The organism is uncultured Nostoc sp. (assembly GCF_937863485.1).
GTDB lineage: Bacteria > Cyanobacteriota > Cyanobacteriia > Cyanobacteriales > Nostocaceae > Nostoc.
The window spans coordinates 23,329-38,777 of the sequence record NZ_CALMFY010000001.1 but is presented as its reverse complement, the minus strand read 5'-3'; the positions used below and the strand labels follow the sequence as shown (position 1 = coordinate 38,777).

The window sequence follows — 15,449 nt, the reverse complement described above, 5'->3', positions numbered from 1 at the left end:
ACCAATAACTAATGACCAATGACTAATAACTAATGACCAAGGACTATTGACTCATGACTGATATTGCAGTAATTGGTGCCGGAATAGCTGGTTTAGTCTGCGCCCAGCAGTTAAGTCAAGCTGGATATTCGGTGCTAGTTGTGGAAAAGTCCCGTGGTTTGGGAGGAAGATTGGCTACACGTCGCTTGCATGGAACTTGGGCGGATCATGGGGCTTGTTACCTGAAGCCAAAGGGTGAATTGTTGGGACGTTTTGTGGAAATATTGCGATGTCTGACGACAAGCCGCTTTGCGTCTACGCGCCATATCCTTGAAGTTTGGACAGAGGAAGTTTACGAACTCACAGCAGATGCTTTTTTATCTGAACCCAAAAACCGCAGTCCGCGTTATGTTGCACCTGAGGGAATGAGTGCGTAGACGCGGAGCGGCTTGTCGTCAGACATCGCTAAATCTCTCGCTCCAGGTTTAGAAATATTACTGAATCAGCGTGTCATTGCTATTACCCCAACTCCTGAAAATAGCTGGCGTCTGACTCTTGAATCTAGCAACGAAGAATTATCTGCAAAAGCTATAGTCGTCGCCATTCCTGCACCCCAAGCTGTGATGCTGTTGTCACCTTTGGGTGAAAGTGTATTGGATGCAGTCTTTCTTGACAATCTGCGTTCTGTAGAATTTTATCCTTCGATTAGTGCGTAGACGCAAAGCGGCTTGTCGTCAGACATCGCTGGATATTCTCCCACATCCCAAGCCCTCCCTGAGTGGAAAGCTCTAACTTTTGTGGATGATGCCGATTTAGCATGGATTGGTTTGGACAGTAGCAAGCGTCCTAACCCTCAACAGCCACATTTTGTGGTGCAAAGTAGCGCTGATTTTGCTCAACGTCATCTAGAATCACAGGATTTACAACCTGCCGGACAGTATATGTTGCAACGAGCAGCTGAATCTCTGTCCCTTCCTTGGCTGAATACTCCTGAATGGATGCAAGTACATCGTTGGCGTTATGCCTTTCCTAGCCGTCCTTGGCACGAAACATTTTTGTCTGCCGGAACTCCCCTACCTTTAATTTGTTGTGGTGATTGGTGTGGCGGCAATCTTGTAGAAGGTGCGATGCTTTCTGGATTAGCTGCGGCTGATGAAATTAATCGTCAATTGCATCATTTACCTTTAGATAATGTGAACTTTCTACATGTTTTTACCTGATTCTTTCATCTGTCGCTAGACTGATTTTGCACTATAGTGAGTTGTGATTTTTATGACTTACTAAACGAATGTGCAACAAATAAGTTTTTAAGATGAAACAGCAAATTTTGCAGCAGACCTGAAAAAGTGATGTAAATTACCAAAAAAGCTTAACTTTATTAAAAAGTTGTTCCTAATTCAAGGTTTTTTTGTTGCTGTTAATCTTGATCCCCTAACCTTGATGCTGCGTTTTATGTAGATTTCTGCCAAAAAGGCAGAATTTTTAAATAATTAGGATTATAAATATAAAATGTCGGTAACTTACCAGCTTATTGGACGCTGTTTTAAGAAGTCATGCTGTGAACCAGTATAAACCTTAACTAAAATAAGCAAACCCAAATGTCTGATATTCTACCTATATAAAAAGTTAGTTTCAGAGTCTATTGTATCTATCAGTTGAATTACTTCTAACTGATTGTCATCACGACGTTGGCATCTAAAAAAGTTGTTTTCTCCACCAACCATTGACTAGATTAAAAAAGGAGTTTAAAAATTATGAAAACGGTAGTCAATTTAACACAGCAATCAGTAGTAGGAGAGATTGAAAGCGTTTTGGATACATATCCATCCCATCCATATCAACAAGCCTTTGCGATTCCTGACTTACGCCAAGAGCTAATTGCTTTCGTCCTCAACCGCATTCCCTCCTTTTATAGCGTGATGTCTAACGGACAGATTCCGCTAGCAGAGGCTGAACAAGGAAGCTTGGCTTTTTACAAGTTGCCTCGTAAGCCCTTTGAACAGCAACTACATTTACAAAATTTGATTCACCAAGGCATTTGTTTAATTATTCAAGAAAAGTCAGATTGGATTAGCAATCATCTTTGTGAAACAGTTGAACCAGCTTGTGAACCTTCTCACTGGTTTGGTTAATAGTTCTAACAAGATTTGGCTCTCTGCTGATCTGACTTTTCACGTTGTATAGAAAGGCCCATGAAAAACCTAACCCCCTTTCTGCATCGGGAAGGGGGAAAATTCAAAGTCTCTCTCTTAGAAGAAGTGAGATTTTCCAGATACCGTGAAAAGTCAGATCAGAGATCCAATACAGTTCAGTTAAGCCTAAAACTCAACTTCTGCGTAGGTTGGGGAGCCACTGCGCCCTTCTCCCTACAGCCCTTTGGGCATCCTACGGCAGGCGCTAGCCTCTCCCTTTGGGAGAAGCAAGTGGCGTTTGAGGAATGAAACCCAACACTTCCGTGACTTTGTTGGGTTTCACTTCGTTCTACCCAACCTACAATTTTCTTAAGTGAACCGTATTCATAAGAGATCCCCTTTTTTTAGTGGGGTTAGGGGAGATTGCGCTTCGCGCACGCTATGCGAACGAGGTTTCAGGTTTTGAGTGCGTAAGTCCTGAATTATTTGGATAAAGGATTCAGTATATTGCTCTTGAGGTGTAAACTTTGACAATTACTAAGTTCAAAGGACATTCCCAGGACATGAGAAAAATAACTGCTCTAATGCTAAGTATTTCCGTGACTGTCGGGGTGGGAGCGTTAACACCCAAAGTCACTAATGCCCAATTATTTTACCCACCAGCAAGCGATCGCCATTCATTAATGGTAATCGGTCAAGGGGTAGTGAGAGTGCCAGCAGATACAGCAGATATTGAATTTTTATTCAGTAGCGGAGGTAGCAATAATAACTTAGAAACGCAACCGTCATCTTTAGGGTCAGTCCGCCGCATATCCTCACCGATTCTACTCTTAAATTACAAAACAGTAGCAGAATCTTTACCAAGCAAAAAATCACTAACTAAAGCAACTCTCCAGCCTGTAGTTAATAGCCTAGTTGCCAAAGGGATTAGTGCTGATAAAATTCAAGTGCAACTTAACACTAATTCCAGTGAAAATAACGCCAAAATATTGGTGAAACTGGAAAAACCAACACGCGAGCGCGTCCAGGAAATTGTTGCTACAGCGAACAAGTCCACGAGCGAAATTGAAAATCTTTCCGTCAAGAGTGTGGGCGTTGAGTACGCAGTCAATGACTGTCAAGCTTTGCAGAGTTCAGTGTACCAATCAGCTATGAAAGATGCTCAAAGTCGTGCTCAGGCTTTAGCAACTACTATGGGTGTTAAACTTGGGACTCCTTCTGTAGCCGAGCCATTTTACACATTATTTTATCCCTCATGTAATTCCAAAACAGGAGTTACTTTACCGTCATTTGCGGGTTTTTTATTATCACCAGCTTATAATCCAGACGCAGCGGCGGAAGTAGAGATGAAAAAGGATATTTTTGTGACATATATAACAAAATAAACATTTATATTCAGTGCGTAGACGCGCAGCGCCTTATCGTCAGACATCGCACTTTGCTTTAGTCAAGATTAAAAGTGCGATCGCTTAACTGAACAGATAGAAAAATTGCAAACACAACGCATTGAATATTTAGCAGATTTAGCGCGTCTGCACGGGATTTCACTTATTGCTTTGATGGAAAATTTAGGAATTCAGACGCAAATGTATGCCTGAAAACCAAGTCACAATGCAACAGAAAAAGGCTGTTGCTGAACGTGCTAAAGGGTGCTGTGAGTATTGTCGAAGCCCTGTATATAATAAAACATCTAAAGAAAATTTTCTTCCATTAGTTACAATAAGCTCACCAATTTCACCGGATATGATTTCGGGTAAGTCATACTTTGCTTTACTTATTCTGTTTTTTTATTCTATCAATCTATAGAAAAGTAAAATATTCACTGAAGTCTAGATTAGATGGGTAATTTTTAAACTCCAATAATGAAAAAACTCCAGAAATATTTGTGACAAATCTGGAGCCAGGAAAGATACGCATTTACCTATATCAAATTTTCACCCTGATAGCATCCTCCGTCATCAGGGTATACACTCAAATAAAGCTAGGGATGTCTGAGGATCAACTGCTGTGCTTCTCGTTTACACACCTTTTGCGTTGGAAGTAACGCAAAACAGCCCCAGTTTATCTGAGGCTGCTTTGCGAGAGTTGTTTGCTAGGAGGGGTACATCAACAGTGATGCCCTATATTAGATATAAGTAATTCAGTATGTATCCCTATTCAGCCGTGTTCTGGCATATCCGGATGATTTAGAAAATTTTGTAGGCGCAGCCCGTGGTAGACATCGCTTTTTCCAAAAAGAAACTCCAGACGCCCTTAAGGCATTCTGGAGCAGTAACAGGTTTCTAACATCAATTAATTTTTACCTATGCGATCGCCAGATGTCGTTGGGGTATATACTCAAATGTATTTTATGTCTGATCATCCGCCAATTGAACAGCAGGTTACTTTCTTTTATACCCATGATCTCGATGCATCCACAGAATTCTACCAACAAAAGCTGGGCTTGGAATTGTGGCTTGATCAAGGAACCTGTCGAATTTATACTGTTAGTGGCTCTGGATATTTGGGATTGTGTCAAGCAACCAAAACATCAGATCCTCCAGCCGACAAGCAATCGAGTGTCATTTTTACCTTGGTAACACAGCAGGTGGATGAGTGGTTTGAATATCTCAAAGAACGTGGCGTCAAATTTGAAAAGCCACCTACACTAAATGAAAAGTACAACATTTACCACTGTTTTTTCCGTGATCCCAGTGGTTATTTGATTGAAATTCAACGTTTTGAGACTAACTACAAAAAAAGACATAACTAAATAAGTTATGTCTAAACATTCAATTTACAGGGCAGGATTTGTACAGGTTAGAACTTTTTAATTTACTGGCATACATGATAGAGACTAATGTTGTATAACCATCATCGATAGCCATGTACTTTTTGTTCTATTGATTTATCGGGATGAGGCACGGGATTTATGCAGCCACCGAGATATCTTTACATTTATTTACAATTGCTGCGTAGGCCTAGCCAGCACAACTCTTGGAGACGCTCTTGCTAGCAAGATTCCCGTAGGAGTACGGCAAAGCTACTTCGACTACTTCGGCTGCGGCTCCATTGAGCGTACCCCTACGGGGAAGCAAGCTACGCGTAGCGTCTCCAAGAGTTGCCGAGATGCTCAGTACAAGTCAGTGACCACCGTAGGCATCGCTTTTGACTTTTATATAATAATCCTTCCCCTGCCTCACGGCAGTTGCTACAACGCTCTTAACCCGCGCAACGCACTGCCTCCCCTGCTCCCCCTTCCGACCTCAGTGGATTGTCACAGAAGGTAGGATACAGTCATTGCCGCCAGCATATCCTGTGATCTTTTTAACACTACTTATTACAGTATCCTCTTTGCCAATTGTGCTATTTCTATAGTTATTATTTTTAAAGTATCGATGTTTAATCTATCGGTTCACTAAATATTCAGGGTGACTGCATGACAGCCGAAAAATTCACATGGCTACGCACCAAATTACAACTTAAAGGTTCGGTGATGAAAGCAATTTACAAACATATTTTATGGTGCGGAGCTTTCGGATTTTTGATTTCTCTACTTGACCATTTTGAGATGCCTGTATCCCAACCTATTTTGGGAAGTGTTATTCCTAGTATTGTTTTAGGTTTGTTACTTGTATTTCGCACAAATACTGCTTATGAGCGATTTTGGGAAGGGAGAAAATGCTGGGGATCTCTAGTAAATAACATCCGAAATCTGGCACGGCAGATTTGGGTATCAATTGATGAAATATCACCAGAAGATAAAGACAATAAAATTACAGCATTAAATTTATTGGTAGCTTTTGCTGTGACAACCAAATTACATTTGCGGGGAGAAGCAGTCAATAGCGAGTTAGAAGATTTAATGCCATCTACTAAGTATATAAAACTGAAGATTATGAATAATCCCCCCATAGAGGTTGCCTTTTGGATAGGAGATTATTTACAGGAGCAGTATCATCGCAATTGCCTTAATAGCTACCAGTTAACATCTATGCAAGAATTATTGAATAATCTGGTTGATAATTTAGGTGCTTGTGAACGGATTTTAAAAACACCTATGCCATTAGCTTATGCCATTCATCTTAAGCAATTATTATTATTGTATTGTTTCCTATTACCCTTTCAAATAGTGGATAGTTTGGGTTGGTGGACAGGTTTAATTGCTGCTTTGGTTGGTTTTACAGTATTTGGCATTGAAGCCATCGGCTTGGAGATAGAAAACCCTTTTGGTTATGACCCTAACGACTTACCTCTAGATACGATTTGCGACACAATGAAACGCAATATTGACGATTTAATTACTTTGACTCCAAATGCGCGATCGCATCCAAGTAATTTGACCTATGAGAAAAGTTGAGATTGGGAAAAATTTCTAAGGCTTGGTTATAGCTTTGGGCGGTACAACGAAGCCGAACCCCTCTACACCCAAGCCTTGGCAATGTGCGATCGCATTTTAGGGGTTAATCATCCCACTACAGCGACAATTCGAGAAAATTTAGTGATCCTGCAACGTCAGTCTACTTCCCGTACTATCTGGAAACGTCGGTTAGGTCAGTTTGTCCAAATCTTGTTAGCGATGTCTACGACGGGCTATTCCGTGTCGCAATTTTACCGCTTTATCTACAGTAGATATCGCTTAAACAAATTTTAACTTTTATCTTTCGATGACTTTACTATCTTTGATCGCTTTTCTTGCTGAGAGCGATCGCCCGACTGCGACTCTTAAATATCCCTGATTTAATCCTGGCATATCTCAACGAACTCAACCGCGATCGTTTGGAAACTAAACTAGATAATCGCACTGCCTAAAGGGATGCCCAGGTTATAGCTTGGCTAATATTTTTTCTGTTTACTTTACGCAACACAGAGCAGGAATCATTGACGATCTAAGTATATACGCAATATAATTATTGTAATAGAACCTAACGATAGAGTTAATTAAAATAATTTACCCAGAGAATAAAGACAAGCAATATCAAAGATAATTTAGATAGAACAAATGAACACCAAAATTATTGCTTTGTTGGGAATTACCGCAGCCTTTGCAAGCTTAGGAAGCCAGGTGTACGCCCAGTCACCAACATCAAGCTCAAATTTAGAACAATACAGATTAACTGGTGATTCTCTAATTGGAATTGATAATAGAACAGCCCAAGATGACTTTGGAAGGTTTTTTGAGCAAACTAATCCAGCAAGCATCTCCAACAATAATAGAAGAGGTAATAAAACTCCAGTCAAAATCCAGTTTAACGAATCATTATCATTACCAGATACTTCTGTTTTCTTAACACCTGCTCAGTCTGGGAGTGACAATGATGGATTGGAAGTACAGTTAGATATCGACAGAAAATAATCAGGCATCAAGGTTGACGCTGTAATTTTTAGTGGAGATACCCTACGAGTGTAGACGCCTTCTTCAGCTTCTAGTCAGCAGCCCATGTGCGGGGCGCACCTTCAGAATGGAACAAAGCTAGTACATTATGGCGAAAGACTCGCCACAGACCCAACGACTGTCCCGACACTGCCACTGCCCTAACCATGCCCTAAAAGCCGTGTCGAAATGTCGAGGTGATGTAAGGTGTTATGGTGTTATACAGAATTATTCGGCTTAATCCACCCGCTGCGGGATATTATGCGGAAGCGTTCTGCATAAGAATTTTTAAGCAAAGCCCTGCTGCATGTCTTTCACCACACCTCTTATGCCAGATAAATCTGCACCAGAAATTGAACTGATACGCGCGGCGTACGCTGCCTTCAACGCGCGAGATATTGACGCCGCCCTCGCCACAACGACTCCTGACGTGGCTTGGCCGAAAGCGTTTGAAGGCGGTTATGTTCATGGACATCAAGCAGTCCGCGCTTACTGGACGAGGCAATGGTCTGGCATCAATCCGCACGTTGAGCCGATTTCCTTTGATCGGGAGGATTCCGGGCGTATCTTAGTCGATGTGCATCAGGTCGTGCGCGACCTAGCTGGAACAGTTCTTTCCGATGAGCACGTTGGTCATCGTTATACCATTGAGCATGGCTTGATTCAAACCATGGAAATCTGTCCACCTCCATTCTCGGGCCACTGAGCCTAACAAGGCGTTACAACGAACGGCGGGGTAGTGTCTGACGCAGAGAGGTTGCTTTTCCTCTCGCCGTCGCTGAACTTCCAGCCGTTAGATCCTGCTGCATGTCCTTCACTACACCCTGACTGCCTGACAGAAGTGGGTGAAATCGAGATTAGACAAAGCTTTGCAAGAATTGAGGCAGAGTGACATGAGAAGCTAGAGTTACCACACGAATGCTCGGTTTAAACATTAGGCGATCGCAGGAGCGAAAATTGTGTTTTCAAACCTGATTTTTGGTTTCATTTTAAGCACTATTACTTATTGACAAATTATTCATGACCTTAATCTATCACTGATGGATGCTAGCTGGATTGACGCCTTGCTGTACTAGAGTTAGAGCGAATATTTATGTTTAGATAAAAACAGTTTTGTTAGGAAGCATCGTTAACACAACGGCGGTTTTTGTTGCTCATCCTACCTTTTATACAAGTATAAAGTGTTGCATTTTACGAAATCCGCCTTCCTGAGTCGATAATTCTTCAATCATTTTGCAGTAGAATTAATCGTCTAGATAGAGGAGGGCTTTGAGATGACTCGTGTCATCATTGTGCGCCACGGTCAAAGCGGTTATAACACCGAGCGGCGTATTCAGGGGCGCACTGATGCGTCAACATTAACCGAAAAAGGTCGTAACGATGCCAGTAAAGTTGGCAAAGCCCTCAGCAATATTTTATTTAATGCGATTTACAGCAGTCCCCTGCAACGAGCAAAACACACAGCAGATATTATTCATAGTGAATTAGCTACTCATCGTGAACAGTCTGCTGTACTCCAAGTTTCTGATTTACTGCTGGAAATCGACTTGCCTTTATGGGAAGCACTGCTGAGTGCCGAAGTCAAGCAAAAGTTTGCCGAAGACTACCGCACTTGGCATCAACGCCCCGACGAACTGCGGATGCTGCTGAATGATGCACAAGGAACAAGAGAACATTTTCCTGTTCTTGCTTTATACGAACAAGCACGGCAGTTTTGGCAAGAAATTTTGTCGTCCCACCATCAAGGCGAAACTATTCTCATAGTGGGGCATAACGGCATTAATCGTGCCCTGATTAGCACAGCGCTATCCATCCCTGCAAGTCGCTACCATTCAATACAGCAATCTAACTGTGGCATCACCGTACTAAATTTTGCTGGAGGATTGGGGGAACCAGTCCAGCTAGAATCCTTAAATCAGACGCAACACACCGGAGAATCTCTACCCTCATTGCGACCGGATCATCAAGGAATACGGTTATTATTGGTGCGTCACGGCGAAACCGACTGGAATCGCCAAACCAGGTTTCAAGGACAAATTGATGTCCCCCTCAACGACAATGGTAGACAACAGTCGCAAAAAGCAGGCGAATTTCTCCAAGAGGTAGCGATTGATTTTGCTGTAAGTAGCTCAATGCTGCGCCCTAAAGAAACAGCAGAGATTATTTTAAAACACCATCCTAATATAAACTTAGAATTGCAAAATGGTTTAAGAGAAATCAGCCACGGACTCTGGGAAGGAAAATTAGAAGCAGAGATAGAGCAAGAGTTTCCGGGAGAGTTGCAACGCTGGCGGTTAGTTCCGACCCAAGTGCAAATGCCTGAAGGGGAAAATTTGCAACAGGTGTGGGAACGCAGCGTTGCAGCTTGGGAATCAATTGTGCAAGCAGCATTAACTAATCAACTCAAAACTGTATTAGTAGTAGCTCATGACGCTACTAATAAAACCTTGCTTTGTCACATTCTGGGTTTATCGCTGGAAAATTTCTGGAATTTTCGCCAGGGTAATGGCGCAGTCAGTGTTATCGACTACCCTTGTGGAATAGATGGTTTACCAGTACTGCAAGCGATGAACATCACTACTCACTTGGGTGGAGGGGTACTAGATAAAACAGCAGCTGGGGCATTGTAAAAAAGTGCTGAGTGAAGAGACGCGATTAATCGCGTCTGTACAGGAGTGAGGAATAAAGTTAGAAGCAATTATTGAGGAACAAATAACTGATAGCGCTTCTGGGTTAAGTCCAATACAGACCAATACAGTTCAGTTAAGCATTTCTTCCTTCTCTTTCTTCTCTTCCTTTGCGTTCTTCTCTACGAGACGCTGCGCGAATGCGCCCTTGGCGGTAGCCTGCGGCAAGCCGCCTTGCGTCTACGTTAAAAAATTGACTTTGATAAAGAGTTAAGCCTTAACTGAACTGTATTGCAATACAGACCTAATAAGAACAGTCCCAACCCTTGTAGCGTAGGGGAGTAAGATTGAAAGTCTTAAAATCCTAGTTTTGTCGGGTGTGTTATTGCTGAGGGTAGGGCATCATCCCAGATATTCGGTGCGTTAGGACTAATGTCCATAACGCACCCTACCAGATTAAAGCCAATGTGGATCAGGGTATGTACACGGTAGCCTAAAAGGGCAGAGGAATGGAAGTGAGGTCAGAGTGTATTGCATATAAACGAAAACCGCTATATAACTCATAACTAAAAACTTTTATGACTGAACTGCTGCAACAAGTACGGGTAATCGACCCAGTTTCTGAAATCGACGAACTCTTTGATGTGTTGATTGCTGATGGTTATATCCAAGCAGTGGCTTCGCACATTTCTGAAATCAATTCTGATACTCAAATTAGAGATTGTCAGGGATTAGTTCTTGGGCCTGGGTTGGTGGATTTATACAGCCACTCTGGTGAACCAGGGTTTGAAGAACGGGAAACCTTGTTGTCTCTTTTACAAGCTGCTGCGGCTGGTGGCTTTACCAGAGTTAGCATTTTACCCGATACATCCCCAGTTATTGATAACCCTGCGCTTGTGGCACAGTTACAGCAAAAAAGACATGGAAACATGAGGGAGAAGGAGAAAATTAATTTGGCTGCTTCTGCTTCTGGTCTCCCCTTGCTTCATATCTGGGGTGCTATCACCCTAAATATTGCTGGGAAGCAAATGACAGAATTCGCAGATTTAGCGTCGGCTGGAGTTGTTGGTTTTACGGATGGTAAGCCCTTAGAAAATTTGGCGCTGCTGCGGGGAGTGTTAGAATATCTCCAGCCGTTGGGTAAACGAGTAGCATTTTGGCCTAGCGATCGCCAATTAGCAGCAAATGGTGTAATCAGAGAAGGGCCAGATGCTCTGCGTTTCGGTTTACCTCCAATACCCGCCAGCGCTGAAACCACTGCGATCGCAGCAATGCTTGAATTAGTTGCAGCCATCGGTACACCAGTCCATATCATGCGTGTCTCCACATCTCGCAGCGTGGAATTAATCGCCTCAGCCAAGGCTGCTGGTTTACCCATCACCGCCAGCACCACCTGGATGCACCTTTTACTTGATACAAAAGCAGTTAAGAGTTATAACACCAGCTTGCATTTAGACCCGCCTTTAGGTAATCCCAGTGATGTTATGGCATTGCGTGCAGGGGTGCGTGCGGGTGTGATAGATGCGATCGCTATTGACCACACACCCTACAGCTACGAAGAAAAAGTCCAAGCCTTTGCGGAAGCACCTCCAGGGGCAATTGGTTTCGAGTTAGCATTACCCTTGTTATGGCAGTATCTCGTTGAAACTGAGGAATTTACAGCTTTAGAATTATGGCGGGCATTGAGTAGCAGTCCAGCGGAGTGTTTGGGGCAGAAAGTCAGTGCGATCGTACCTGATCAAGCAGCGGAACTTACTTTATTTGATCCCCAGCAAACCTGGAAAGTAGAACGGAAAAGTCTTTATACACTTTCACAAAATACACCTTGGTTAGGACAACAGTTGAAGGGTCATGTTGTGCAGACTTGGTGTTAAAAAATGTAAAATACTTTGAAATTCATCTAATCTGAATTTAATTATCTATCAGCGTTTTTGATACTGTACTTCGTGGTTAAATTCATCTTGGTTAGACTGAATATTTTCAAAAAATGTCGAGCGGACAAATCCCAGATTATGCAATAAAGCAATAGAACGGTGATTTTGAACATTAACATCAGCGCAAAAATTAAGATTTTGGTATGTCTCAACTAAATAATTAATCATCCACTTCACCGCTTCGCGTGCATAACCTTTTCCCCATGAATTAGGGAAAAACACATATCCAATGATTGCACTGTTATCTACAGTAATTGTTGCTTGAACATATCCAACGTAGCATTTCTCTACAAAAGACCAGACAGCCCAATTCAACCAAATCTCTGTTCCATCTGGTGATTGACGACGTGCCAACACGATATAGCGATCGCGAAGCGATTCAACACTTTGTGGCGGCACATCTTCAATAAAGTCGTATATACTCGTACTCTGTAATCCATCAAAAAGCAGTTCGGCATGATCCGGTTTTAGTGGTTCTAAACAGAGTCGTTGAGAGTATATTTTCATCTTGTGATCTAACCCTGGACTAACATTGTTAAACTTCTCTACCACCTGTATGTGAGGAAGTTAACGTCAATAGATAGCCGTCTGGCGCAGTCAAGGTAAATGAACTGTGGATTCTGCCTGGTTCGATTTCAGAAACAGTCAGTCCCCACTTCCTAAAAGTATCTCTGGTGACGGAAACATCATCTACCATCAGATCAAAAGGCGCATTGATTCCAGGAGCGATCGCCTCTGAAGTTGTTCTCAAAACTAAGTGCGTTCCTCCCCGTAATTCTAAAACAGCTAATTGTTCTGATTGGGTGATCAGCCGCAGCCCTATCTTGATGAAAAAATCGCTAGCCTCCGGTACATTACTCACATATAATCTCACATGACCAATCGCCACTGGGGGACGGGTATCCTTTTCTTTTGCAATAGTTTCTGGTAGTGACATAGCTTTAATCCAAAAATATTTAGTTACCGTTCAACTCTGTTGATTTTAGTAGGTTTGCCATCTCCCAAATCAGCTTGGTCAAATTCAGCAGTTTTGGGCAAATTTATCTCAACCTTTGATAGAGTATCAAGTTCTACTTTAGCATTTTGGAATTCTCCATCTAAAAGATGTCCTCCAGTTTTCCGATTTGCAGTTATGAAATGAAAGTGATAGCCATTAACATTTACTCCTTGCATATATTTGGGTGTACGAAAACCCACTAAAGTACCATTGACGTTTCTTAACTCAAAAATTGATTGTTCTTTAAGCGCCTCTGCTAAAGGGCGATAGGGTGGGGTTTGTTTGGGAAGACTTCTAAATTTTAGATAAGGAAAATTACCTTGAATGCGAATAGCATAAGGATAATTTTTAGACGGTAAGCGCTGATCTAGCGATTGCTGCAATTGTTGATAATTAATCTGCCCTTCTAGATTAATTAATGTTTGTGGTTTAAAAAAGGTGACTGACGCAAAAGGGCTTGTCATGGAATCAGGAATGAGAGAGGCAACTCCATCAGATCTAAGCTGGTAAAATTTGCCATCTAATCCAATCATTTCTCCATCAAGAGAATTCATTGTTCCCAAACCAAAATCACCGGATTTTTTCAATTGCTTAAAATTAGTATTACCGTCAAAAACTCCTACTGCCAAAGCGCTGATTGTAGAGGTTTGAAATAGGATATTTGATGACGTACTTTGCTGAGTTTTCCCTGGCAAAATAGCAATTAATAGTGCAGTGATGGTTACAATAGTTATCCAGAAATAACGCTTGATTTTCATCAGATAAAAATTCTTACTTTTGAATACTCCTGTACTACGTAGTAAAATCCCTAGACGCCTGGAAGGTGGCTGATCATAGAGTAGCAGGTTGACCGCGACTAGCTTACAACGTAGCAATAAATGCAAGCATTGATGAAACAAATCTTTTCGCAGAATGCTTGATTCTTTTGTCTGTCTTGTGATAGTTTTCTTTCTACGTCCTCTAAAATACTATAAACCCATCTAGTTACCGTAGTTTGTTAAATATCATTAACCTAGTTGTAGGGATTTGGGGTTAAGAGGGACTAGATAATCTGTCGAGTTTATTATTGTAGGCAGTACATTGTGAACTACCGATCTAGAAATTCATCTCTAAGCCAAGGCATTCTCTATGAGTAAAATACGTGCTGTGATTGTTGATCCCAATGTGCCGGGGCGTTTGGCACTGAGTGAAGTGACTGCACCAACGCCTACCCCAGATGAGGCACTAGTCAAAGTGGCAGCAATTTCCCTGAATCGGGGAGAGGTGAAACGTTCAACTTCTGCTGAGGCTGGTTGGCAGCCTGGTTGGGACTTGGCAGGTGTAGTGGAAACCCCCGCTACCGATGGTTCAGGGCCTCCCCAAGGGGCGCGTGTAGTTGGCTTTCGCCGTGCCGGTGCTTGGGCAGAACTCGTGTCTGTTCCCACCAACGCCTTAGCAGAAGTGCCGCCATCGGTATCCTTTGCTCAAGCCGCCACACTGCCTGTAGCAGGTTTAACCGCGTATCATGCTGTGCTTAAAGGCGGTTCGCTGTTAGGTCGCCCAGTTCTGGTTACAGGTGCATCAGGAGGTGTTGGTTACTTTGCTATCCAATTGGCGCGGCTGTCAGGGGCGCACGTCGTGGCACACATTCGGCAAGCTGGCTATGAGACTCTGGTCAAGGAAGCAGGGGCACAATCGGTGGTGATTAGCGAAGACCTCTCACCCGCAAGCGAGTATGGCCCCTATCATCTAATTATAGAGTCAGTGGGTGGTAAGACTTTGGGGGTAGCCCTTAGTTTACTGGCACAGGATGGAAAAACTGTGTTGTATGGAGTGTCTGGGGGAACAGAAGTGACATTCAACGCTGGCCAATTCTTTGGGACTGGTAGTGTAAGCCTGTATGGTTTACGTCTTTTCGATGAACTGAGATTTGAATCAGCCGCAGTCGGTCTAAAACGGCTTTTGAGTCTAGTAGAAGCAGGTCAGTTGCGTCCTCACATTGATTTAGAAGCTTCTTGGACACAAATAGCTGATGTAGCGCAACAACTACTCGACAGGCGTTTTCCTGGCAAGGCTGTATTGCACATTTCCAATTGAGTATTACGAATTATGCTGACTTCTGGTTCAAACTAGATCAGCTTGTAGCCGCTAGTAATCTCAAGATAGATCGCCCAAAAGGGACATCACATCCACATTATCCATCCTTTGTTTATCCACTGGACTATGGATACTTGGAAAATACTCGCTCTGGGGATGCAGCCGATATTGATGTCTGGATAGGTAGTTTGTCTGGTAAAAAAGTCACCGCCGTCATCTGTAGTGTTGACTTGGAAAAACGGGATACAGAAATCAAAATACTTCTGGGTTGTACATCAGGGGAAAGCCAAGTCATCTTGGATATCCACAATACAGGCTCTCAATCGGCAATATTATTGGTTCGCAAGTAAA

The 15,449-nt window shown here is 42.5% G+C and carries 15 protein-coding genes and 1 pseudogene; 13 read left to right on the top strand and 3 right to left on the bottom strand.

The features are described from left to right. Nucleotides 1-53 precede the first annotated feature (53 nt). The 11 genes and pseudogenes from Q0541_RS00215 to Q0541_RS00165 all read left to right on the top strand — a co-directional run bounded on the left by Q0541_RS00215 (nt 54) and on the right by Q0541_RS00165 (nt 11,965). Nucleotides 54-1,199, top strand: a pseudogene (locus Q0541_RS00215) (FAD-dependent oxidoreductase). A 534-nt stretch (nt 1,200-1,733) separates the two neighbouring features. Beyond that, nucleotides 1,734-2,111, top strand: coding sequence for a hypothetical protein (locus tag Q0541_RS00210; RefSeq protein ID WP_298904031.1), 378 nt, complete (start codon nt 1,734-1,736; stop codon nt 2,109-2,111). A gap of 60 nt (nt 2,112-2,171) precedes the next feature. Continuing rightward, complete coding sequence (locus Q0541_RS00205) at nt 2,172-2,420, top strand: hypothetical protein (protein ID WP_298904029.1); 249 nt, start codon at nt 2,172-2,174, stop codon at nt 2,418-2,420. A 275-nt stretch (nt 2,421-2,695) separates the two neighbouring features. Further along, nucleotides 2,696-3,496, top strand: a complete 801-nt coding sequence (locus Q0541_RS00200; RefSeq protein ID WP_298904027.1) for an SIMPL domain-containing protein — start codon at nt 2,696-2,698, stop codon at nt 3,494-3,496. A gap of 920 nt (nt 3,497-4,416) precedes the next feature. Beyond that, nucleotides 4,417-4,863 carry a VOC family protein gene (locus Q0541_RS00195; protein ID WP_298904025.1) on the top strand — a complete coding sequence of 149 codons (447 nt, stop codon included), beginning with the start codon at nt 4,417-4,419 and terminating at the stop codon, nt 4,861-4,863. Nucleotides 4,864-5,529: 666 nt separating this feature from the next. Next, nucleotides 5,530-6,450 (top strand): bestrophin family protein, encoded by a 921-nt coding sequence (locus tag Q0541_RS00190; RefSeq protein ID WP_298904023.1) that lies wholly within the window; start codon nt 5,530-5,532, stop codon nt 6,448-6,450. Between the two features lie 81 nt (nt 6,451-6,531). After that, the gene (locus tag Q0541_RS00185; protein WP_366941788.1) at nt 6,532-6,744 is read left to right on the top strand and encodes a hypothetical protein; all 213 of its coding nucleotides are present in this window, start codon (nt 6,532-6,534) and stop codon (nt 6,742-6,744) included. 348 nt (nt 6,745-7,092) lie between these two features. Beyond that, complete coding sequence (locus tag Q0541_RS00180) at nt 7,093-7,446, top strand: hypothetical protein (protein ID WP_298904022.1); 354 nt, start codon at nt 7,093-7,095, stop codon at nt 7,444-7,446. A gap of 325 nt (nt 7,447-7,771) precedes the next feature. Next, the gene (locus Q0541_RS00175; protein ID WP_298904020.1) at nt 7,772-8,170 is read left to right on the top strand and encodes a nuclear transport factor 2 family protein; all 399 of its coding nucleotides are present in this window, start codon (nt 7,772-7,774) and stop codon (nt 8,168-8,170) included. Nucleotides 8,171-8,738: 568 nt separating this feature from the next. Next, nucleotides 8,739-10,094: a histidine phosphatase family protein gene (locus Q0541_RS00170; RefSeq protein WP_298904018.1), complete on the top strand. Its 1,356-nt coding sequence runs from the start codon at nt 8,739-8,741 to the stop codon at nt 10,092-10,094. Nucleotides 10,095-10,669: 575 nt separating this feature from the next. Beyond that, on the top strand, nt 10,670-11,965 hold the full coding sequence (locus Q0541_RS00165) for a dihydroorotase (RefSeq protein ID WP_298904016.1): 1,296 nt from the start codon (nt 10,670-10,672) through the stop codon (nt 11,963-11,965). Between the two features lie 48 nt (nt 11,966-12,013). On the opposite strand, the gene Q0541_RS00160 is transcribed toward Q0541_RS00165, so the two are convergent. From Q0541_RS00160 to budA, 3 genes are read right to left on the bottom strand one after another with little or no spacing between them, the layout of a single operon-like run. Then, complete coding sequence (locus tag Q0541_RS00160) at nt 12,014-12,532, bottom strand: GNAT family N-acetyltransferase (protein WP_298904014.1); 519 nt, start codon at nt 12,530-12,532, stop codon at nt 12,014-12,016. Nucleotides 12,533-12,560: 28 nt separating this feature from the next. Continuing rightward, nucleotides 12,561-12,962 carry a VOC family protein gene (locus Q0541_RS00155; protein WP_298904012.1) on the bottom strand — a complete coding sequence of 134 codons (402 nt, stop codon included), beginning with the start codon at nt 12,960-12,962 and terminating at the stop codon, nt 12,561-12,563. A 23-nt stretch (nt 12,963-12,985) separates the two neighbouring features. Further along, nucleotides 12,986-13,780, bottom strand: coding sequence for an acetolactate decarboxylase (gene budA / locus Q0541_RS00150; protein WP_298904010.1), 795 nt, complete (start codon nt 13,778-13,780; stop codon nt 12,986-12,988). Between the two features lie 370 nt (nt 13,781-14,150). Between budA and Q0541_RS00145 the strand changes: the two genes are divergently transcribed. After that, nucleotides 14,151-15,098, top strand: a complete 948-nt coding sequence (locus Q0541_RS00145; protein ID WP_298904009.1) for a zinc-binding dehydrogenase — start codon at nt 14,151-14,153, stop codon at nt 15,096-15,098. After that, on the top strand, nt 15,095-15,448 hold the full coding sequence (locus Q0541_RS00140; RefSeq protein WP_298904008.1) for a hypothetical protein: 354 nt from the start codon (nt 15,095-15,097) through the stop codon (nt 15,446-15,448). The genes Q0541_RS00145 and Q0541_RS00140 overlap by 4 nt, the downstream gene beginning before the upstream one ends. The last annotated feature ends 1 nt before the right edge of the window (nt 15,449 follow it).